The organism is Abiotrophia sp., from assembly GCF_057275535.1.
Genome location: NZ_DBHIRJ010000005.1, coordinates 133,671 through 154,043 on the forward strand (window position 1 = coordinate 133,671; position 20,373 = coordinate 154,043).

Here is a 20,373-nt window from a genome sequence, read left to right on the forward strand (position 1 = left end):
TAGGGGCTATCTGCCTTCTTTGAAGAAAGAGGAGTCTGACATGAACAAGAAAAAGAAATTCAAAGAAAACCTTCTAGGCTACGGGTTTCTGTCACCGGCCTTAATACTGCTATTTATCTTTCTAATTATCCCAGTGGGAATGGTGATATATTACGCTTTTACGGATTACTATATGTTAGCACCGGATGAACGTAAATTTATTGGGCTAGATAATTTCTTCCGTTTGGCTAAGGATAAAACCTTTATCAAGAGTTTCTGGAATACAGTGCAATTCGTAGTCTGGATTATTCCAGTTCAATTAGGTGCAGCGTTAGGAATGGCCCTCATTGTAAATAAGAAACGCAAGGGGAATATGTTCTTTAAGGTTGCCTTCTTCGCGCCAGTGGTCATGTCACTTGTAGTTATTTCCATCTTATGGCTCTACCTCCTGAATCCCAACAATGGTCTTTTGAATGCTATCTTGGAAAAAGTAGGGATTGCCAAGCAACCTTTCCTTACTAGCCCAAAACAGGCCATGCTAGCTATTGTCTTTGTCTCCGCTTGGCAAGGAGCAGGCTACCAAATGCTCCTATTCTTGGGAGGGTTACAAAATATTCCACAAGATGTCTATGAAGCAGCTGATATCGATGGCATTAGCAAATGGAATCAATTCCGTTACATTACCTTGCCACTTCTCAAGCCTACAGCCTTGTTCGTGCTCTTGACGACCTTAATTTCTGCATTTAAGTTACTCGTTCAACCAATGGTTATGACTCAAGGTGGGCCAGCCAACTCAACGATTACTATGGTTTATTATATTTACCGTAAGGGTTTCACCGATCGTTTGGTAGGCTATTCTAGCTCTATTGCCCTCGTCTTTACAACCTTAATTGGGGTTATTTCTCTGGTGCAACGCCGGGTCTTGAAGGAGGATGAATAGGATGAAACGCTTCAAACCAAGTAGCTTGTTAGAGTATATTCTACTGATTTTGTTGGCCTGTCTTTTCCTCTTCCCGATGATTTGGATGGTCGTGTCTTCGATGAAGCCAGAGGCCGATGTCTACAAGAATCTGAGAGGGTGGGAAGCCTTTTTACCAAGTCTTAATCCAGCCAACTGGTTTAAGACTTATGAAGAAGTTCTTCAACGCTTCAGTATTGTCACTTATATGGCTAACAGTGTTTTCTATGCTGTGACCTTTGCGGCTGGCTCTATCTTAATCAATTCCTTGGCTGGCTTTGCCTTTGCCCGTATTAATTTCACAGGTAAGAAGTGGCTTTTCGGATTTCTTCTGGCCTTACTCATTATTCCTGGCGAAATGATGTTGATTCCGCAGTTCACCATTATTAATGCCCTAGGACTCGTGAATAGCCGTTTGGCGGTCATCATTCCAGGTCTAGCGAGCGTCTTCAATATCTATCTCTTCCGCAACTTTTTCATCGCCATTCCGGAGGAAATTATTGAGTCTGCGCGGATAGACGGGGCAGGGATTGTTCGGATTTTCTTCCGCATCATGTTGCCAATGTCTAAGCCAGCGATCGCAACAGTCGGCGTGCTGTCCTTTATCTCTAGCTGGAACGACTATATCTGGCCTCTGATGGTCTTAACAGATTCTTCCAAGTTTTCAATGCAGGTGGCGATTACGACCATTAATACCACGCAACCTGTTTATATTAACCAAGTGATGGCCGTACTGACCATCTCAACGATTCCTCTGATTCTCGTCTATATTGTAGCTCAAAAATATATTCTTCAAGGCCTGGGTGGTTCCGGGACTGGGATTAAATAGTAAGTAGGTGACCACATGCAAGAACAAATCTCACGGGCAAATTCCTACATTGCCCAGCAAGCACCCCAGGTAAATCCGCGCTTTCGTCACGGCTATCATCTTATGCCTCCTGTAGGCTGGATGAATGACCCCAATGGTTTTATCTATTACGAAGGTTACTATCATCTCTTCTATCAGTTTTATCCCTATGATAGTGTCTGGGGACCTATGCATTGGGGGCACGCACGCAGTAAAGATTTGATTCATTGGGAAGAGCTGCCCGTTGCCTTGGCACCGAGTGAGCTATATGATCAATCAGGATGTTTCTCTGGCAGTGCCTTAGTTATTGAGGATCAGCTAGTCTTAATGTATACCGGCCATGTCGATATAGCTGGCCAGGTGACTCAAACTCAGTGCTTGGCGGTGTCGAATGATGGGATTACTTTCCGCAAATACGAGGCTAATCCAGTCATTGCTCATGCCCATATTAAAGGGATTGCGGATATTGCAGATTGCCGGGACCCTAAAATCTTAAAGCACGATGGCCGATATTATTCAGTCGTCGCTTCGAAGACGGTGGATAATCGTGGCCAGATCCTACTCTTCCAATCTGCAAATGGATTTGATTGGGACTTTAAGTCTGTTTTACTTGAAGGGCAGGCCGGACATGGCGTCATGTGGGAATGTCCAGATCTTTTCCCGCTAGACGGAAAATGGGTACTCATTATGTCACCTATTGAGCGCGAGCGAGAAGGCAATGCCTATTGGAATCTGAATTCCACTGTGGCCTATATCGGTCAAATGGACTGGAATACTGGCCGCTTCCAGGTAGAAAATCAGCATGAAATCGATGGCGGCTTAGACTTCTATGCACCTCAAACTTGTCTGAACTCAGAAAATGAGCGCATCATGGTAGCCTGGATGCAGATGTGGCAACGCAATATTCCTTCTCATGAACTTGGTGATGGTTGGGCTGGAGCGATGAGCTTGCCAAGACAAGTGCGAGTTATGGATAATCGATTGTGTCAGTCAATTCCAAGCTCTGTACTAGCGCAATTTAGCGAGGATAAGACCTGGCAAGGACAATTAGAGCCTGGCCAAGAGTTCTACCTATCCGATTGGGTTAAGTCCCAACAAGTCTTAAAATTGAATTTAGAAGCCGTTCCTGGTGCCGTCTTCCAACTGCATTATGGTGGTAAACCCGATCATCCGGAAGGCCTCAGCTTAACTTGGCAAGCAGATCAAGCTCTCTTGACTGTCAAACGAGATGGGGTAGGCCATCAAATTATCGGTAAAGAAGAGCCTTATCCAGATAGTCGTCTGCTTGATATTTGGAGCGATACCCCTTATCGCCTGGAACTGGAAATTGTTCGCGACACTTCGTCCATTGAGGTTTTTGTTAACAAAAAACAAGTCATGTCTTTCACTTTTTATGCTGAGGGGCTTGGAACAGGCATAGGCTTAGTGTCAAGTCAGCTAGTAAAAGTTGAGAATTTGACCAACTATAGTCTCATATAAAACTATAAGAAAAGGCTGGAAATGTGTAAGTTCCAGCCTTTTGCATGTCTTGAGGGAAGGCCCCCAAAAAAATAGGGAAATCTTCATAGGTAGAGTGAATCAAATTCCGTCTGTTTTTTACGACGCTAGCAGGCAATTTAGGCCCCCCTTATTCTTGTAATCAAAATGTAACCAGACCTAAGAGTAGGTGTGATATAATAATTCCATAGCAAAATTATAGGGGGTTATTTTATGTCATTAAATGCATTAAAAGTCTTAAAAGGCATTTCTAAAGTACCGAGTGTTTTTCTAAGTGGCGTCGCTTTTGGGACGCTTGGACTCAAATTGTTGACAAGCAAAGAAGCTAAAAAAGGTTATGCGACTGTCTTAGCCAAAACCTACAAGGCTAAAGACGGTATCGACAGCATGGTTTCTGCCGTCAAGCAACATGCGGACGACATAGTAGCTGACGCTAAGGATCTCTATCAAGCAGAGAAAACAGCAGATCAACTCGCATCATTAGAGGGTGAATAACGTGCAATTTCAAGTGTTGCATCAGTCAAGTGGCCGGGTTCGACTTCGCGCCACTTTTCCTTTTACTGAAGATGTAAAATACTATCTTGATGGCCTAGCTTCGGGCTTCCCCGATATTCTAAGACTGAACTTTTATGAAGATCCTTATGTGGTAGCTATCCATGTGATGCCTGGTCGTCAAGCCGTTGTAGCTCAATTATGGAACTTAATTCAGAAGGATAAATTAGAAGAACTTTATCGTCATCCCCAGCATCACGCAGCTTCAAGCCCTTATGCCTTAGTATCCTCAGCTGTGGGGCGTCACTACCTCTTCAAGTGGTTCATGCCAGTGCCTGTACGTTTGGCTAGAACCCTGTGGAGAGCTCTGGGCTACTTCCGTGATGCTTGGCGTGTTCTGCGACAAGGTAAGTTAACCATGGAAATTTTGGACTGCTCCGCCATTCTAGTGTCGCTCGCGATGAAACAGACCGATACGGCTAGCGCCATCATGTTTATCTTAGAATTAGGGGAGACACTCAACTATTGGACCCAAAAACGTTCCTTAGAAGATCTTGAAGCCAGCATCGCTGGCCAAGGACGCCAAGTATGGTTACTCAAGGGAGACCACTTGCTACAAATCGATAGCCAAGAAGTCCAAGTAGGTGATGTACTTATCTTCTATGAAGGCAGTGAACTGCTCTTTGATGGGATTGTCTTGAATGGTCGAGCTAGTGTCAATGAGAGCTCCTTGACTGGTGAATCCTTCCCAGTAATCAAGTCTGTGGGGGATGAAGTCTACTCTAACACGGTCTTAACCAGTGGAGAACTACACGTTCGTGTAGAAAATCCAACCGCTAACTACCGTATACAAGAACTAGTTAAGCTCATGCAAGAAGCGGCACAGCAGGACGGAACCTACCAGTATAAGTACACCTCCATTGCTGACCGCATCGTCAAGTATAATTTCTTGGGAGCAGCGCTGACCTATATCCTAACAGGATCCTTTACCAAGGCGATTTCCTTCCTGTTGGTCGATTACTCCTGTGCCCTTAAATTATCGACTCCTATGGTGTACCTCTCCGCTATCAAGCAATTGATGCATCAGCAAGTTGTTGTGAAGAATTCGACAGTTCTGGACCAATTTGATGAAGTTGATATCTTAGTCTTTGATAAGACGGGAACCATTACCACTTCTCGTCCAGTTATTGAAGAAGTCATTCCTTTCCATGGCTATAGTGCAGAAGATGTCATAATGATTGGCGCCTGTTTAGAAGAGCATATTTACCATCCAATCGCTCATGCCTTGGTGGATAAGGCGGCTCGAGAAGGCATCATTCATGAAGAAATGCATACCGAGCTCAACCATATAGCTTCCAAGGGCATTCGCTCTGAAATCGATGGTAATGTCGTAGTGATAGGGAGCTTAGCTTTAATGGAAGAATCAGGGATTGAGATTGAAGCCAATCAGAGTCACTTGATTCGTCAGAAAGAAACACACTATAATTTACTCTACCTAGGTTATCGCCAGAAACTGATTGCCATGTTCTGCGTGGCGATTCCAGTTCGCCATGAGACGCAAAGTGTTCTACACGCTCTAAAAGGCTTGGGCAAGCATTTAGTTCTCTTAACAGGCGATACAGCGGCCAGAACCAATCGCTTAGTAGCAGACTTGCCTTTTGATGAAGTTCATACCAGTATGACGCCAGTGACTAAATTTGATTATGTCCAAAGGATGCAAGCGCAAGGCCACCGCGTCCTGATGATAGGGGATGGTCTCAATGATTCGGCTGCCCTATCTGCCAGTGATGTGGGCGTGGTGATGGGCGAAGGGGCGGAGGTTTCTAAGCAGATTAGTGACATTATGCTGCCATCCAATAATTTAGCCTCGCTCTTAACCTTGCATCAAGTCTCTGTCAATCTCAAGCAAGAAATTCAGGGAAATGTGCGGGATACTATTGCCATTAATTCAGGCCTTATCGGCTTGGGGGTACTGAATTGGCTTAAACCAAGTAGTTTGGCAATCTTGCATAACATGACGACCTTTGGGATTCTTTGCCGTAGCTATCTGAAGGGCAATATAAGGCTAGAGAGTGCGGCAGAGGAGAAGTAATGACTTTGTTTAAGATACTTATCGAGTGTGGAATCATGCGGTGGAAACAACAACGATCAACATAGTAAAAGCAAAATGCCCCCATGACTTAGAATATTAAGTCATGGGGGTCTCTTCTACATTTTCTAAGGGGTGTGGAAGCTAATTCGGATTGGAGCCATCTATTTTTGTTTGGGACAGCGCAATTAGCCCTAGTAAGGTGAAGAGTATGGAGAGGACCTGAGAGCTAACACTTGATAGATCACCAGTCTCAGGGAGTTTAGCTGAAATCTGCTTACTTCCTTCTGCTCCACCAATGAGCTGTTGGTTTTCAGAGGAGCTAAACAATTCGTTCGAGCTGGTCTCTGTTGCCAAAGTACTGAGTTCATTCTGGCTTGATTCTAGTTCTGGACGGTTAAATTGTTGATTTGCCGCCATCAAATCGCCTAATTGGAGGAGGTAACGGTCATTTCCTATGGCAGCATTAAACTGAATGCCTAAAGGAAGGCCAGATTTGGTGACTAAAGCAGGGAGGCTCAGGGCAGGCTCACCTGTCAAATTGGCGAATTGTGTGTAAGGCGTAAGGGCCAGAGATGGTAGCCAATGATCATAAATCAGTTGCATCTTGGCCTCATGGCTCAAATTTTCCGAATTCTTAATCAGTTCAAGGTCTTGGTCAGACACTAGAGCTTGATCAATGCGAGGAGCGGTGTAGGCTGTTGTAGGTGTTAAGAAAAGAGGATAGCGTTGGTGGAAATCAGCCATGGTTTGACGGACTTGCTGGATGCGAGCCCAGGCCTGATTTACTTCTTCCTTGGTCATGGTCTTGCTTGCCTGGTAGAGTAGCCAGCTAGTAGGGTCTACATCATCATAGCGTAGCTCTCGTTTAAGCTTGGTCTTGGCTAGATAACCTACTACACCCATTTGGCTAGCACTGATTGTATAGTAATCCTTCATTAATTGGACACCATCAAAGGGCCAGTTTACTTCTTCTAAACGGAAACCTTTGCCTCGCAAAAAGGCTACGGTTCGCTCAACTGCCAGTTGAGCTTCGGGGCTGACTTGAGTTCCAACGGGAGACAAGCTGGTATAGCCAATCGCTAGTCGTTTTAACTCTGCTTCGGTCAAGGCTTGAGCCAAGGAAGCATCCGGTTTCTTCATCGCTTCAAATAAGCTCTTGGTATCTTCCATGGTTTTGGTCATCATAAAATGGGCCACTGTATTTTTGTCGATGGAGGCATTGCCCACTATGATGCCACGACTAGGCTTAAGGCCAATAAGGCCATTCCAGGAAGCCGGAATACGAATGGAGCCACCCGCATCACTACCGGTTGCAGTTGGGGTCATGCCAGCGGCTGTAGCTGCACCAGAGCCACCGCTGGAACCGCCTGCCTGATAGTCAGGGTTCCAGGGGCTGCCAGTAGGACCATAGAGCTTAGAATCTGTGATGTTCTTTAGTCCCATTTCAGGATAATTAGTCTGCCCAATGAGGATAAAGCCTAAGTCTTGCAAGGACTTAACGAAGGGACTTGTCGAGCCAGCTTTTTGATTGGCTAAGAAGGTCAGGCCATTGGAGTTGGGCATGCCCTTAATGGTGTGACCTAATCCTTTTACCAATAATGGAACGCCTAAGAAGGGTTGGCCTTGATCTTTAATTTGCCTAGCTTCAGTCAAGGCCTCTTCAGCTCTAAGGCTAATAACTGCATGCAGGGCAGGGTCTTTTTCCTTGATAGTGGTTAGAGCAAAATTTACCAATTCTTCACTTGTGACTTTACCAGAGCGGACCCATTCAGCTTGTTGACTGGCATCAGCCGCTTGATAGGCAGCAAGGTCTATCTTAGATTCCGCTTGATCGTTAGCCTGACTGGCTGATTCATCGTCTCTTGAGGATACTTGACTGCTTTCGATGTCTGAACTAGAAACGTCTTGTGCCCAGGCAATCGGATGGCCAGCGCTTGTTAGCAACCATAGGGATAATAGTGCCAGTAAGCGCATCTTAATTTTCTGTTTTAGCATTTTCTACACATCCTTTCATAACTTGCCAGTTTATTATACGCCTCATCTTAAGCGTTTCCTATACCCTTGGTCATTTAAGCCACTAAAAAAACATCATCATTCGCCATTTGACTCCAGGAGGGGAGAGCAAAGGAAAGAAAAGTGAACATTTGCGAATCATATGACTTGAATCCCCATCTAACTATCTATCCTCTGTTGACTATGCATTTGCTTTAAGCTATACTAGTAGCTATCATAGATGAAACATAAAGCAATGAGGAAATCCGTTAAGTTCGCACAAGTCAGGGAGGCACTTCACCGACTGCAAGGGTGCCAAAGGTAAGTCGAACTTAGCCTTCAATTTCTTAGCTTGACCGTTAAGTTTTTAGTCAATAGAAATGAACAGGTCACCGCCCGCCACGGTTAAGGGCGTCAAGTGCTCGAAGGGCCAGTCCCTTCGAGAACGAGGGTGGTACCACGGTAGCTCGTCCCTTATAGGGGCGGGCTATTTTTATTACCTCGTTTCATCTGAAATAATGATAAAGGAGTCTTGCACCATGTCAGATATCAATACGCACATTGAGGCTTTAGAAGCCTTGCGTCAACAAGCGATTCCGCAATTAGAAGCAACTGAATCCATCAAGGATTTAGAGAAAGTTCGTCTAGATTACCTAGGTAAGAAAGGCCGTTTTGCGGCTGTTGCGCAAGCTATGCGCAACCTGTCAGCAGAAGACCGGCCTAAATTAGGTCAGGTAATGAACCAAGTGAAGTCAGCTTTCGAAGAAATGTTGGAAAGTCGTCGCCACAAACTAGAAGAAATGGCCTTGGAAGCTAAATTAGCTCTGGAGACAGTGGATGTGACCTTGCCAGGTCGCAAGCCAGCTGGGGGCGCCCGCCATATCATTACCCAAACCATGGAGGAGATTGAAGACCTCTTTATCGGCATGGGTTATCAGGTCGTGGAAGGTCCAGAAGTGGAGTTGGACCACTATAACTTCGAAATGATGAACCTGCCTAAGACCCACCCAGCGCGTGATATGCAGGATACTTTCTATATCGACAGTGAAGTCTTGTTGCGGACCCACACTTCGCCAGTTCAAGCCCGGACCATGGAAAAACACGATTTCAGTCAAGGGCCATTGAAGATGATTTCACCAGGTAAGGTCTTCCGTCGCGATAGTGATGATGCGACCCACTCCCACCAATTCCACCAAATTGAAGGGTTAGTGGTAGACAAACATGTGACCATGGCCGACCTCAAGGGGACGCTTCAAGCCTTTGCCCGTACACTTTTTGGGGCAGAACGTGAAATTCGCCTACGTCCATCTTACTTCCCATTCACCGAGCCATCGGTAGAAGTAGACGTGAGCTGCTTCAAGTGTGGCGGGGATGGCTGTAATGTCTGCAAACATACTGGCTGGATTGAAATCCTAGGAGCAGGTATGGTTCATCCAAATGTCTTGGAAATGGCCGGCATTGATTCAACCGTTTATTCCGGCTTTGCCTTCGGTTTAGGCCCTGACCGGGTAGCGATGTTGAAGTATAACATTGACGATATTCGTCACTTCTATCAAAATGACTTGCGCTTCTTAAGCCAGTTCAAAGGAGGTCAGAACTAATGTATTTATCATTCGAATGGCTCAATGATTATTTAGACTTAACAGGTTTAACAGGAGAAGCCCTAGCTGATCGTATGTCCCGGACCGGGATTGAAATCGAAGCAGTTGAAAACTATGGGGCTCAATTATCTGGTTTAGTGGTCGGGCAAGTTTTGTCGGTTGAAGACCATACTGATAGTGACCATCTCCATGTCTGCCAAGTGACGGTAGGCGATCAGGAGCCCCTGCAAATTGTCTGTGGGGCACCCAATGTGGTGGCTGGCGCTAAAGTGATTGTAGCCACTATTGGGGCTCGTTTAGCTGGTGGATTGAAGATTAAGAAGGGCAAATTACGTGGGGTCGAATCTCATGGGATGTTGTGTGCCCTCCAGGAACTAGGCTTCCCTGACAGCGTGGTGCCAAAAGTCTATGCAGAGGGTCTCTTCCTCTTGCCAGCAGATGCGCCGATTGGAGCAGATGTGGTGGACTATCTCAAGTTAGATGATCCAATCTTAGAACTCTCGATTACGCCTAATCGGGCAGATGCGCTCTCTATGCGTGGGGCAGCCTATGAAGTAGGAGCTATTATCGATCAGGTACCTAACTTCGATAATATTCATCGCCAAGCGACTCAGGCTGCTGATACAGCCCTCCTATCAGATTTGACAGTGAAGATTGCTGATAGCGATTTGTCTGCTTGCTATCAAGCTCGAGTGATTGACCAAGTGGAGATTAAGGAAAGCCCGCTTTGGTTGCAAATGCGTCTGATGAAAGCAGGGGTTCGGCCACATAACAATATCGTGGACATCACCAACTACTTCCTCATGCTATACGGCCAACCACTTCATGCCTTTGACTATGATACCTTAGAGCACAAGGACTTAGGCGTCCGCCCAGCTCGTGAGGGCGAGGTGCTGGTGACCCTAGACGGTAGCGAGCGCCACTTGTCAGCAAGCGACATAGTCATCACCGACCAAGACCGGGCGGTTGCGCTAGCCGGGGTAATGGGGGGGCTAGATACAGAAGTGACCGACAAGACCCGTCGTGTCCTCTTAGAATCAGCCGTCTTCAATCCGATTGCTATTCGTCAAACTTCTAAGAAATTCAACCTTCGTTCTGAATCTAGCATGCGTTTTGAAAAAGGCATTAACCATGCGACCATTAGCGAAGCGGGCCAGGAAGCCGCTAACTGGATGGCCTACTATAGTGGGGGGCAAGTGGTGCCAGGTCTAGTCGAAGAGAATCATTTAGACCTGAGCCCAATTGAGGTCACTCTACCTTATCGCGCTATTCAAGATAAGATTGGGATTGACTTGAGCCATGAAGAGTTGAGTCATATCTTCCGTCGTCTTGGCTTTGACTTAGCCTTAGGGGAAAATAGCTTCACCGTGACCGTCCCTAAACGTCGTTGGGATATCAGCATTGAAGCCGATATTTTAGAAGAAGTGGCTCGGATTTATGGCTATGATAACCTGCCAACGACCTTGCCGGTAGTACCAAGTACGCCAGGTCGTCTCAATGCCAAACAAAAACTGGTGCGTCAGACTCGCAATATCTTGGAGGGTCTGGGCCTCAACCAAGTCATCAGCTATGTACTGACTTCACCTAAGCAAGCCGACTTGATGAAGTCGAAAGACTACCCAGTAGTCGCTTTGGACTTCCCGATGAGTGAAGACCGTTCTGTCTTGCGTCAGAGCCTCTTCCCAGCTCTCTTAGAAATCGCCAAGTACAATGCTGCGCGTCAAAATCCAAGTTTAGCCTTCTATGAGACAGGTAAAGTCTTCTATGGTCAAGGAAGCAATGTTCAACCACTCGAACAAGAGCGTCTAGCCATTCTCTTATCAGGGGTTAAGGAAAGTAAATCCTGGTATGGGCCAGCTCAATCCTATGATTTCTTTGATCTCAAAGGTGCTCTTGAAGGCTACTTGGCAGCCATTCGCTTGGATAAGCAAGTCAGCTTCCAGGCTGTATCCAGCTATCCTGAGCTCCATCCTGGTCGGACTGCCCAAGTCCTTCTAGGTGATCAAGTGATTGGTGTTATGGGACAAATCCATCCAGTTTTAGCTAAGTCTTACGACTTGGATGAAGCTAGCTTCTTCGCTGAATTAGACTTTGATGCTATTTTAGCGGTTCAACGTCCAGCCTTAGTTCAACGTCCAATTCCTAAGTATCCTTCTACCTCACGAGACTTAGCCCTCTTAGTAGATTTAGAGCAAGACCAAGCAAGCCTAGCTCAGCTCATGAAGGAACATGGTGGTGACAACTTAGTATCTGTTGAGCTCTTCGACTTGTTTATTAACCTTGACCTCTTCCGAGGTAAGAAGTCGCTAGCCTACCGACTGATCTTCCAAAACCCAGACAAGACCTTAACAGACGAGGATGTTCAATCCGCTATGGATCGGATTAGAGCTGCACTCGAAACAGTGTCAGGTTTAGAAATTCGCTAAGCCCATGAGAGACTAGAAGCTGCTTCTAGTCTCTTTATTTTGGCCTAGGCTTTTCATTTAGCAAGTGAGAAGGTATACTGTAGCTATGAACAAATGAGGGTTAGGAGGCCGTGTGGCATGAGACGAGAGCGGGTATTAAGAGCGTTTGGGGTAGGTTTGTTGCCACTGGTAGGACTAGCCGTCTTACTGGAAAAGCCACTTTGGTGGGGCAGTGTGGCCTTGTTTGTCGCGCTTCTAGCCTTGGCCGTCTTTCTCTTCCGTCAAACGGACCAGGTGGCAACTTCAAGTCAAGAAATTATAGCGGCTTCCATCAGCAACTGGTTTCTGATTTTAGCGGCCTTCTATCTGAGCCCAGACAACTGGCTACTAGCGGGGCATAGTATTAGTCGTATTTGGGGTTTGGTCCTCGTGGCCTTAGTCCATCTTGGCGTCTTGGTCCTACACGTGACCAGTCGTCAAGTTAGTCGCCAAACCGCTGGTCAAGTCATGGTAATTAGCTTAGGTTATGTAATCATCATGGGATTACTTGTGGCGGGACTCCTGGCTATGGGGATGGCGCCTGTCATAGGTGTCTGCCTCTTGTTAGCTTCCATGATTTACTTCCTACTTACTTTGTCTTATTTAAGTAAGAGAGCTGAAGGTAAATAAAGGAGAAACCGCTCGTGATTACGGGCGGTTTTGATTTTTCTTTCCCTATTTATCTATTACATAGATAAATAGGGTATGAGTTAGCTAAATTACGTTCTTAAAAGTGAACAAATTTTGATTTCAAGACTAAAAATTCTAATAGAGCTCTCTTTATGTAAATCAGACAGTTGGAAGTCAATTCCAACTGTTTTTTCTTTGGCTTTTGGGCTGACTCGAGGGGCTTCTTATGGTATGATAGAGGGTGGAAAAAACGAAGCAAAGGGGTTGGTCGATGTGAGTCCCGACTTAAGGAGTGACAATATAAACTAAGACTCAAAGGAGGAAATCCCCTATGCTCGTAGAAGAAATTCAAACAGCCCTATTAAACGAACATTCTGAAGCCATTTACCGTATGATTCGGGAACACCACCCGGCTGATATTGCCTTGGCTCTAGAAGAACTTGAAGATGAAGAAGTTTTCAAGTTTGTCAGCTTTATCTCGGACAAGGCCCTAGCCTTGATTCTGGAGACTCAGATTTCTGAAGAACTCCAGGTTAAGATTGTTGAAGCCGTGCCATTTGCCCGCATGCTCAATGTCTTTACCTACATGTCCCAGGATGACATCGTGGATATCTTGGGCAACCTATCCATTTGGCAACGTAAGCAATTCCTGAACATGATGAAGAATCGTGATTCGGATGACCTAGAGAAACTCTTGGCCTACGATCCGGATACCGCTGGTGGGCTCATGACCACAGAGTTCATCGCCTTGAATGAGAACTTAACGGTTTATGAAGCCTTCGAGACCATTCGTAAGATTGCGCCGGAGAAGGAAGTTATCGAGACCCTCTTCGTGGTCGATGCTAAGACCCTGCTCAAGGGGACAGTCGATATCCGCGATATCTTCACCAAATCCGATCAACAAAAACTCAGTGAAATTCTTAACCCTAACGTCATTTCGGTGACGCCGACGACTGACCAGGAAGAAGTTTCCCTGATTGTTACCAAGTATAACTTGTCAGTTGTACCGGTCGTTAATAACAAGAACCGTATTCTGGGGATTATCACCAACGACGATATCATCCACGTCATCAATGAAGAGTACACAGAAGATATGTACTTGATGGGTGGGGTGGACTCGGAAGAAACGCTAGATAGCCCAGTCTTCGAGTCCGTCAAACGCCGTCTGCCTTGGTTGGTTATCAACCTCTTCACAGCCTTTCTGGCCTCATCCGTTATCAACCTTTTCTCCGATACCATCAGCCAAATGGTAGCCCTAGCGGCTGCCATGCCGATTGTAGCCGGAATGGGAGGGAATGCTGGCACCCAGACTGTGACCATTGTGGTCCGTGCCCTAGCCTTGGGCGAGGTGGACTGGGGTGACTGGCGCGGTATGCTTAAGGAAATCGGGGCTGGTTTCGCCAACGGTCTCATTACCGGGGGCGTGGCCGCTATTGCCCTTATGCTGATGTATGGCAATGTCTACCTAGGGGTGGTTATCATCCTAGCCATGATTGTAGATATGGTCATTGCCGGTATATTTGGCTACTTCATCCCCTTGGCGGTTAAGAAATTCCGTGGGGACCCTGCCTTGGTATCTACCGTTTTCCTGACCACGGCCACTGACGTGTGTGGTTTCTTCAGCTTCTTAGGCTTGGCCACTCTCTTCATGCCTTTACTTGTATAATAATTACATTGCCTACTCCCTTGGGGGTAGGCTTTTTGCTTACTTAAGTGCTCTAAAACGCCAATCTCGTAGGCTAATGATCAGATAAGCTGAGTGTCATTTTTTGCTTTTTAAGTCTTCGGACAAAATGGCATTACAGCGCCCTTAAATTATGGTAGAATAAGAAAGAAAAGTCTGTGACCCTAGGGTCCGAAAGGTGTGGTATTCATGCAACGTTTAGATGGGAAAATTCTCTCACAATCAATTTTCGCCCGGCTATCCCAGGCGACAGCGGCCTTCCGTTCCCAAACTGGGACTCAGCCCAAATTGACCGTTATCTCAGTAGGGGAAGATCCTGCCAGCAAGGTTTATGTTGGCCAGAAGCAAAAACGTGCCTTGGAAATTGGCTATACCTTTGAATGGGTACTTTTGCCAGCAGATATTAGCCAAGAAGAATTGGAGTGGACCATTAAGGTTCACAACCAGGATCCTCAAACTCATGGGCTCTTATTGCAATTGCCTCTGCCTGAGCATTTAGATCCATTGTCAGCTATGCACTTAATTAATCCTGAGAAAGATGTAGATGGCTTCCACCCCTTGACCATGGGACGGGTCGTTGAAGACAATACAGACCTCTATCCTTGTACGCCAAAAGGCATTGTGCGGCTCTTAGAAAATGCCCAAATTCCTTTGCAAGGCCAGAATGTGGTTGTCGTAGGTCGTAGCCAAATTGTGGGCTTGCCTATTTCTATCATGTTGATTAACCGTGGCGCAACGGTGACAGTCTGCAATTCAAAGACCCAGGACCTAGGACACTATACCCGTTATGCCGATATCTTGATTGTAGCGACTGGCCAAGCGCATTTAATTGGGCCAGACCATCTCAAAGAAGGTGCAGTAGTAGTCGACGTCGGGATTAACCGGCTCATGTCTGGTAAGCTAGTAGGGGATGTGGATTTTGAGGCAGTAGCCCACAAGGTTAGCTACATCACGCCAGTTCCGGGGGGCGTAGGCCCTATGACGGTAGCTATGTTAATGGAACAGACCTTTACTTGTGCCTGCCAGCAACATGCTTTGGATCCCTTGACCTTCTTGAGCCAGGAGGAGGCCTAGTCAGTGACCGATACACAAAAGGACTATCTCAGTGTCAAGGCCCTGACCCGCTATCTCAAGCGCAAGTTCGACGTGGACCCTTACCTGCAGAAAGTCTATGTAGTAGGAGAGGTTTCTAACTTCCGCTTGCGGACAGGCCATCAGTACTTCAGCCTCAAGGAAGACAATGTTAAAATCAACGTCACCATGTTTAAACAGGCCTTTAGTAAGCTGCCTTTTAAGTTAGAAGAAGGCATGAAGGTCTTAGCAGTGGGTCGGGTTTCCATCTATGAGCCCAGTGGTTCCTACCAATTGACGCTTGAGTCGCTGCAACCGGACGGCGTGGGCTCACTCTATCTGGCCCTAGAACAACTTAAGGCCAAGCTTAAGCAAGCGGGTCTCTTGGATTTGCCTAAGAAGCAACCGCGCCGTTTTCCACGGCGGATTGCAGTCATTACCAGTCCGAGTGGGGCCGTCATCCGGGATATTGTGACCACCCTCAAGCGACGCTATCCTATTGCCCAGGTGGTGGTTTTCCCTACCCGCGTTCAGGGTAAGGAAGCCAGTGGCGAAATTGTGGCAGCCTTTGAACGGCTCAAGGCCAAGCAAGCGGCTTTTGATACCGTGATTCTAGCGCGTGGGGGCGGGGCCATTGAAGACCTCTGGCCCTTCAACGAGGAAATCGTGGCTCAGGCCATTCTAGCCTGCCCCTTGCCGGTCATCACAGCTATCGGCCACGAGACAGATACCACCATTGCTGACTTAGTGGGGGACCTACGTGCTCCGACACCAACCGCAGCAGCTGAAATGGCAGCTGAGGAATTAAGTCAAGTCTATCTCAAGTTGGAAGAAAGTCGAACCCGTTTGGCGCAAGCCATGCTAAGCCGGATTCAACATAAGCAAACTCAACTCCGTCGTTATCAGGAAGTCTATGTTTTCCGGGAACCCGAGCGGCTTTACCAAGCCTATATGCAGCAAGTGGACCTCATCAAGGAGCGTTTGTTACGTGCTCAGTCGTCTTATCTGCAGGGGCAGGCTCAAGGCCTGGCTCTCCTATCCACTCGTCTTAAAGCCCAGGGGCCAAGCGGTCGTTTACATCTGGAAGGGGAGCGGCTAGCCCGCCTACGTCATCAGTTGCAACGGGCTATGGCTCAGACTAGTCAACATTATCAAGGAGAGTTGGCTCGTTATAGCCAGCTCCTAGAGGCCTATAGCCCCCTCAAGATTCTGGCGCGGGGTTATGCCATTATCGAAGATAAGCAAGAAGCGGTGAAGTCAGTCCAGCAACTTCAAGTTGGTCAGGTCATCGATTTAACTTTACAAGATGGCCAAGCCACCGCTCAAGTTCAAACCATTAGCGCTCAGAAAGGAAAAAAACATGGCAACAAAAAAGAAAAAGCCTGAGAGTTTTGAAGCAGCTCTAGCTGAATTAGACACCATTGTACAACAACTTGAACGAGGCGAATTGCCTCTAACTCAAGCTCTGGATGCTTTTAAGCAGGGGGTGGAATTAACCCAATACTGCCAAAAGACTCTCCATGATGCTCAAGAAACGGTCGCCAACATGATGGCAGAAGAGGGCGATTTTGTCCTAGATGAGGATGTCCAATGAACTTCTTAGAACTCGATACCTTGCGTCAGCTCTTCGAGCGGAGCTTGGACCAACAGACGCGTTATCACTTAACACCTCCTCGTCTTATTGAAGCCATGCGCTACTCCCTCAAAAATGGAGGCAAGCGCCTGCGTCCAGTCATGCTCTTGGCGGTTTTGGCTATTCAATCAGAAGACCTAGTCAAATGTGGCCTTAAGACAGCCATCGCCCTGGAGTATATTCACACCTATTCTCTGATTCACGACGATTTACCGGCCATGGATAACGATGACCTACGTCGAGGGCAAGCCACCAACCATAAGCGCTTTGGCGAGGGCCTGGCTATTTTGGCTGGGGATGCCCTCTTAACAGATGCCTTTCAAGTTCTGGTTTCAGATGACCTCTTGGATGACCGGACCAAGCTAGCCCTGCTTGACCAACTCAGTCAAGCAGCGGGTTCTTGGGGCATGGTGGCTGGCCAAGTAGGGGATATTGAAGCTGAACAGACGCCGGTTGACTACCAGGGCTTGAAACAGATTCATGACCAGAAGACGGGTGCCCTATTCCGTTTTGCTTTAGAGGCTGGTGCTATTATTGGTGGGGCGGATGAGAGCACTTGCCAAGCCCTGCGTCAGTTTGGTCGTCACTTTGGCTTAGCCTATCAGATTCACAATGACTTAATGGATGTTTTAGGAAGTCAAGAAGTGACAGGTAAAGTCACTCAGGCGGATCAAGCCCTAACCAAATCTACCTATCCAAGTCTTTTGGGTCTCCAAGGAGCCAAGGATGCCTTGGCAGTAGAGGTTAGCGCAGCTAGCCAAATTTTAGAGGATTTAGCTAAAGAGAGTGGTCGCCCTTATCAGATTCTGGGAGGAATCTTGGATTATTTAACCCTACCCTCTGCTAAGTAAAAGGAGCAGCTATGAAAAAGGAACGCATTGATAAACTGGTTGTTCAGAGTGGCCTGACCGAATCGCGCGAACAAGCACGTCGCTTGATTATGGCAGGGCAAATCTATGACAGCCAGAACCAACGTTATGACAAGCCTGGTGAAAAAGTGGATGTCTCCAAGGTCTTCCACATTAAGGGCAAGACGCTACCTTATGTCAGTCGTGGTGGTCTTAAGTTAGAAAAAGCCATTAAGGTCTTTGACATTGATATGACTGACCAAATCCTCCTAGATATTGGAGCTTCGACAGGTGGCTTCACGGACGCGGCTCTCCAATTTGGTGCAGCCAAGTCCTATGCCTTAGATGTCGGCTACAACCAACTAGCCTATTCCCTACGCCAAGATCCCCGGGTTATTGTCATGGAGCGGGAGAACTTCCGCTATGCTCAACCTGACCAATTCCAAGAAGGTCAACCAAGCGTGGCCTCAATCGACGTCTCCTTTATCTCCCTACGTTTAATTCTGCCACCTCTGGTGCCTATTCTAGCGCCAGGAGGCACTGTCCTCATGCTAATTAAGCCGCAATTTGAGGCCGGTAAGGAGCGCGTGGGTAAGAAGGGAATCGTGAAGGATCCTGCGGTACACTTAGATGTCCTCAAGGAAATCCTGTCTTATGCCTGTGGCTTAGGCTATCGTCTACGTGATTTGACCTTCTCGCCTATTACCGGTGGCGAAGGCAATATCGAATTTTTGGCCTATCTGACTAACGACCAAGACCTAGCCAATGACTCTTGGAAGCAGGTGGATTTAGCCGGTGTGGTGGAAGCCGCACATACAACCTTTGGATAAAAGAGTTTAGACAAGAAAGGAGGCCCGATTATGTTACGGAGTCTCAACATTGAAAATTTTGCCATTATCGACCATGTGACCCTGGATTTAGAGATGGGAATGACCGTTCTAGCAGGGGAGACTGGGGCTGGGAAATCAATTATAATTGATGCCCTTAGCTTGCTTATGGGCAGTCGTGGGACCAACGATTTAATCCGGCAAGGTGCCGATAAACTGGTAGTGGAGGGTCTCTTTTCTATGTCGCCAGCTCCTGAACCACTGTTAGCACAATTAGCAGATTTTGGTTTGGAGCTTGAGGACCAGGAAGACCTGATTATACGTCGTGAGCTTAACCGCCAAGGCAAGAATACCGTTCGGGTTAATGGTCAGTTGGCCAACGTGTCTTTGCTTAAGCAAATTGGCTATTACCTAGTCGATATTCATGGGCAGAATGAGCACCAGGCCTTGCTTAATAAGCAATTCCATCTCAGTCAGTTGGACCAATTTGCGGGCGAGCGCCTAAATCAGCTAAAACAAGCTTATCAAGCTGCCTTCGAGCGCTATGACCAGCTACGTAAGGACTGGCTGGCCAGTCAGCAGGAAGGAAGTGACAAACGCCAACGCTTAAGCTTCTTAGAATTTCAGTTGCAAGAATTAGAAGCCGCTAACTTAGTCACTGGGGAAATGGCCCAGTTAGAACAGGAAAGTCGGCGTCTACAAAACAGTCAGAAGATTGGCCAAGCATTGGCGACGGTTAATCATTTGCTATCGGAAGCTGACACCAGCGCCTTGACGCAACTGAGCCAAGCCCAAGCAGCCTTAGAGGAAGTAGCCAGCTACGATTTTAGCTATCCGGCCTTGGCGGCCCAACTGCAAGATCTCTACTACCAACTGGAAGAAGTGGCCCACCAACTAGCGGTCAGCAACCAGGAAGTAGAAAATGATCAAGCCATTGATGAATTGGAAGCGCGTCTCAGCCAATTAGGTCAATTGACCCGTAAATATGGCATGGATGAAGCTCAGCTATTGGCCTATTATGATGCCATTAGCGAAGAAATTTACCAGCTCACACACCAGGAACAGTATACAGAGCGTCTAGTTAAGGACTTGACGGTCGCTTATCATGACTGTCTGGCGGCTGGTCAGGCCCTAGATCAAGGCCGACGCCAGGAAGCTAAGGACTTAGTAGCAGCGATTGAAGCAGAACTGGCCGATTTATATATGGCCAATGCGCGATTCCAAGTTAACTTTACGAGCTTGGGTAGTGATTCTAGCCTGGCTAGCCTGTTCCCAGATGCACAGCGCTTAAGTGCCGAAGGTTTAAGCCAGGTAGAATTTTATGCGACCACCAACCTTGGTGAAGCCATGAAGCCTCTGGTTAAGATTGCTTCAGGTGGTGAGCTGTCTCGTTTTATGTTGGCCCTCAAACGGGTCTTCAGCCAAGGTATGACGGATATGACCTTGGTCTTTGACGAGATTGATACAGGGGTGTCAGGTCGGGTAGCCCAGGCTATTGCGGAGAAGATGCAAGGCATTGCCCAGCATCATCAACTGCTCTGTATTACCCATTTAGCCCAAGTAGCTGCAAGTGCCGACCAACATCTTTACATTGAGAAAGTTGTTGAGAATGATCGTACGCGTACCCGTGTGCAGGCATTGAATGAGGAAGGCCGTATAGAAGCCATAGCCAGCATGATGTCTGGTAAGGTCTTAACGCCGGCATCCCTGCAAATGGCCCAAGATTTACGTCGTCACTTGCAGGCCCATCATGCCAAAATAGGCGAGGAGGACTAAGG

Annotated in this window: 16 protein-coding genes; 15 read left to right on the forward strand and 1 reads right to left on the reverse strand. The window is 47.0% G+C overall.

Annotated elements, in window-relative coordinates:
* Positions 1-40: 40 nt before the first annotated feature.
* The 5 genes from ACO53F_RS05370 to ACO53F_RS05390 all read left to right on the forward strand — a co-directional run bounded on the left by ACO53F_RS05370 (position 41) and on the right by ACO53F_RS05390 (position 5,865).
* Complete coding sequence (locus tag ACO53F_RS05370) at positions 41-919, forward strand: carbohydrate ABC transporter permease (protein WP_485137607.1); 879 nt, start codon at positions 41-43, stop codon at positions 917-919.
* Between the two features lies 1 nt (position 920).
* Positions 921-1,766: a carbohydrate ABC transporter permease gene (locus tag ACO53F_RS05375; protein ID WP_485137608.1), complete on the forward strand. Its 846-nt coding sequence runs from the start codon at positions 921-923 to the stop codon at positions 1,764-1,766.
* Positions 1,767-1,781: 15 nt separating this feature from the next.
* Positions 1,782-3,263 (forward strand): glycoside hydrolase family 32 protein, encoded by a 1,482-nt coding sequence (locus ACO53F_RS05380; RefSeq protein WP_485137609.1) that lies wholly within the window; start codon positions 1,782-1,784, stop codon positions 3,261-3,263.
* 231 nt (positions 3,264-3,494) lie between these two features.
* A complete protein-coding gene (locus ACO53F_RS05385; protein ID WP_023391164.1) occupies positions 3,495-3,776 on the forward strand; it encodes a DUF6110 family protein in 282 nt (93 codons plus the stop codon).
* A 1-nt stretch (position 3,777) separates the two neighbouring features.
* Positions 3,778-5,865 carry a heavy metal translocating P-type ATPase gene (locus tag ACO53F_RS05390; RefSeq protein WP_485137610.1) on the forward strand — a complete coding sequence of 696 codons (2,088 nt, stop codon included), beginning with the start codon at positions 3,778-3,780 and terminating at the stop codon, positions 5,863-5,865.
* A 141-nt stretch (positions 5,866-6,006) separates the two neighbouring features.
* Here ACO53F_RS05390 and ACO53F_RS05395 read toward each other — a convergent pair whose 3' ends face one another.
* Positions 6,007-7,860: an amidase family protein gene (locus ACO53F_RS05395; protein WP_485137611.1), complete on the reverse strand. Its 1,854-nt coding sequence runs from the start codon at positions 7,858-7,860 to the stop codon at positions 6,007-6,009.
* 536 nt (positions 7,861-8,396) lie between these two features.
* Here ACO53F_RS05395 and pheS point away from each other — a divergent pair.
* The 10 genes from pheS to recN all read left to right on the forward strand — a co-directional run bounded on the left by pheS (position 8,397) and on the right by recN (position 20,371).
* Positions 8,397-9,458, forward strand: coding sequence for a phenylalanine--tRNA ligase subunit alpha (gene pheS, locus ACO53F_RS05400; protein ID WP_485137612.1), 1,062 nt, complete (start codon positions 8,397-8,399; stop codon positions 9,456-9,458).
* Positions 9,458-11,884, forward strand: coding sequence for a phenylalanine--tRNA ligase subunit beta (gene pheT, locus ACO53F_RS05405; RefSeq protein WP_485137613.1), 2,427 nt, complete (start codon positions 9,458-9,460; stop codon positions 11,882-11,884). Before pheS ends, pheT begins: the two co-directional genes overlap by 1 nt.
* Positions 11,885-12,001: 117 nt before the next feature.
* Positions 12,002-12,532, forward strand: a complete 531-nt coding sequence (locus ACO53F_RS05410; protein WP_485137614.1) for a hypothetical protein — start codon at positions 12,002-12,004, stop codon at positions 12,530-12,532.
* A gap of 331 nt (positions 12,533-12,863) precedes the next feature.
* Positions 12,864-14,198, forward strand: coding sequence for a magnesium transporter (mgtE, locus tag ACO53F_RS05415; RefSeq protein ID WP_070756535.1), 1,335 nt, complete (start codon positions 12,864-12,866; stop codon positions 14,196-14,198).
* Positions 14,199-14,405: 207 nt separating this feature from the next.
* Entirely contained in the window at positions 14,406-15,290 is an 885-nt protein-coding gene (locus ACO53F_RS05420) for a bifunctional 5,10-methylenetetrahydrofolate dehydrogenase/5,10-methenyltetrahydrofolate cyclohydrolase (RefSeq protein WP_485137615.1), read from the forward strand.
* 3 nt (positions 15,291-15,293) lie between these two features.
* A complete protein-coding gene (xseA, locus tag ACO53F_RS05425) occupies positions 15,294-16,673 on the forward strand; it encodes an exodeoxyribonuclease VII large subunit (RefSeq protein WP_485137616.1) in 1,380 nt (459 codons plus the stop codon).
* Positions 16,648-16,881: an exodeoxyribonuclease VII small subunit gene (gene xseB, locus ACO53F_RS05430; protein ID WP_070756538.1), complete on the forward strand. Its 234-nt coding sequence runs from the start codon at positions 16,648-16,650 to the stop codon at positions 16,879-16,881. Before xseA ends, xseB begins: the two co-directional genes overlap by 26 nt.
* Entirely contained in the window at positions 16,878-17,771 is an 894-nt protein-coding gene (locus ACO53F_RS05435; RefSeq protein WP_485137617.1) for a polyprenyl synthetase family protein, read from the forward strand. The genes xseB and ACO53F_RS05435 overlap by 4 nt, the downstream gene beginning before the upstream one ends.
* Before the next feature lie 11 nt (positions 17,772-17,782).
* Positions 17,783-18,598 carry a TlyA family RNA methyltransferase gene (locus ACO53F_RS05440; RefSeq protein ID WP_485137618.1) on the forward strand — a complete coding sequence of 272 codons (816 nt, stop codon included), beginning with the start codon at positions 17,783-17,785 and terminating at the stop codon, positions 18,596-18,598.
* Positions 18,599-18,628: 30 nt separating this feature from the next.
* Positions 18,629-20,371: a DNA repair protein RecN gene (recN, locus tag ACO53F_RS05445; RefSeq protein ID WP_485137619.1), complete on the forward strand. Its 1,743-nt coding sequence runs from the start codon at positions 18,629-18,631 to the stop codon at positions 20,369-20,371.
* Positions 20,372-20,373: the final 2 nt, after the last annotated feature.

Excerpts from the sequence above, each read along its gene's own strand:
- ACO53F_RS05370 (WP_485137607.1), top strand. The coding sequence starts at position 41 with ATGAACAAGAAAAAGAAATTCAAAGAAAACCTTCTAGGCTACGGGTTT.
- ACO53F_RS05375 (WP_485137608.1), top strand. The coding sequence starts at position 921 with ATGAAACGCTTCAAACCAAGTAGCTTGTTAGAGTATATTCTACTGATT.
- ACO53F_RS05380 (WP_485137609.1), top strand. The coding sequence starts at position 1,782 with ATGCAAGAACAAATCTCACGGGCAAATTCCTACATTGCCCAGCAAGCA.
- ACO53F_RS05385 (WP_023391164.1), top strand. The coding sequence starts at position 3,495 with ATGTCATTAAATGCATTAAAAGTCTTAAAAGGCATTTCTAAAGTACCG.
- ACO53F_RS05395 (WP_485137611.1), bottom strand. The coding sequence starts at position 7,860 with ATGCTAAAACAGAAAATTAAGATGCGCTTACTGGCACTATTATCCCTA.
- pheS (WP_485137612.1), top strand. The coding sequence starts at position 8,397 with ATGTCAGATATCAATACGCACATTGAGGCTTTAGAAGCCTTGCGTCAA.
- pheT (WP_485137613.1), top strand. The coding sequence starts at position 9,458 with ATGTATTTATCATTCGAATGGCTCAATGATTATTTAGACTTAACAGGT.
- ACO53F_RS05410 (WP_485137614.1), top strand. The coding sequence starts at position 12,002 with ATGAGACGAGAGCGGGTATTAAGAGCGTTTGGGGTAGGTTTGTTGCCA.
- mgtE (WP_070756535.1), top strand. The coding sequence starts at position 12,864 with ATGCTCGTAGAAGAAATTCAAACAGCCCTATTAAACGAACATTCTGAA.
- ACO53F_RS05420 (WP_485137615.1), top strand. The coding sequence starts at position 14,406 with ATGCAACGTTTAGATGGGAAAATTCTCTCACAATCAATTTTCGCCCGG.
- xseB (WP_070756538.1), top strand. The coding sequence starts at position 16,648 with ATGGCAACAAAAAAGAAAAAGCCTGAGAGTTTTGAAGCAGCTCTAGCT.
- ACO53F_RS05435 (WP_485137617.1), top strand. The coding sequence starts at position 16,878 with ATGAACTTCTTAGAACTCGATACCTTGCGTCAGCTCTTCGAGCGGAGC.
- ACO53F_RS05440 (WP_485137618.1), top strand. The coding sequence starts at position 17,783 with ATGAAAAAGGAACGCATTGATAAACTGGTTGTTCAGAGTGGCCTGACC.
- recN (WP_485137619.1), top strand. The coding sequence starts at position 18,629 with ATGTTACGGAGTCTCAACATTGAAAATTTTGCCATTATCGACCATGTG.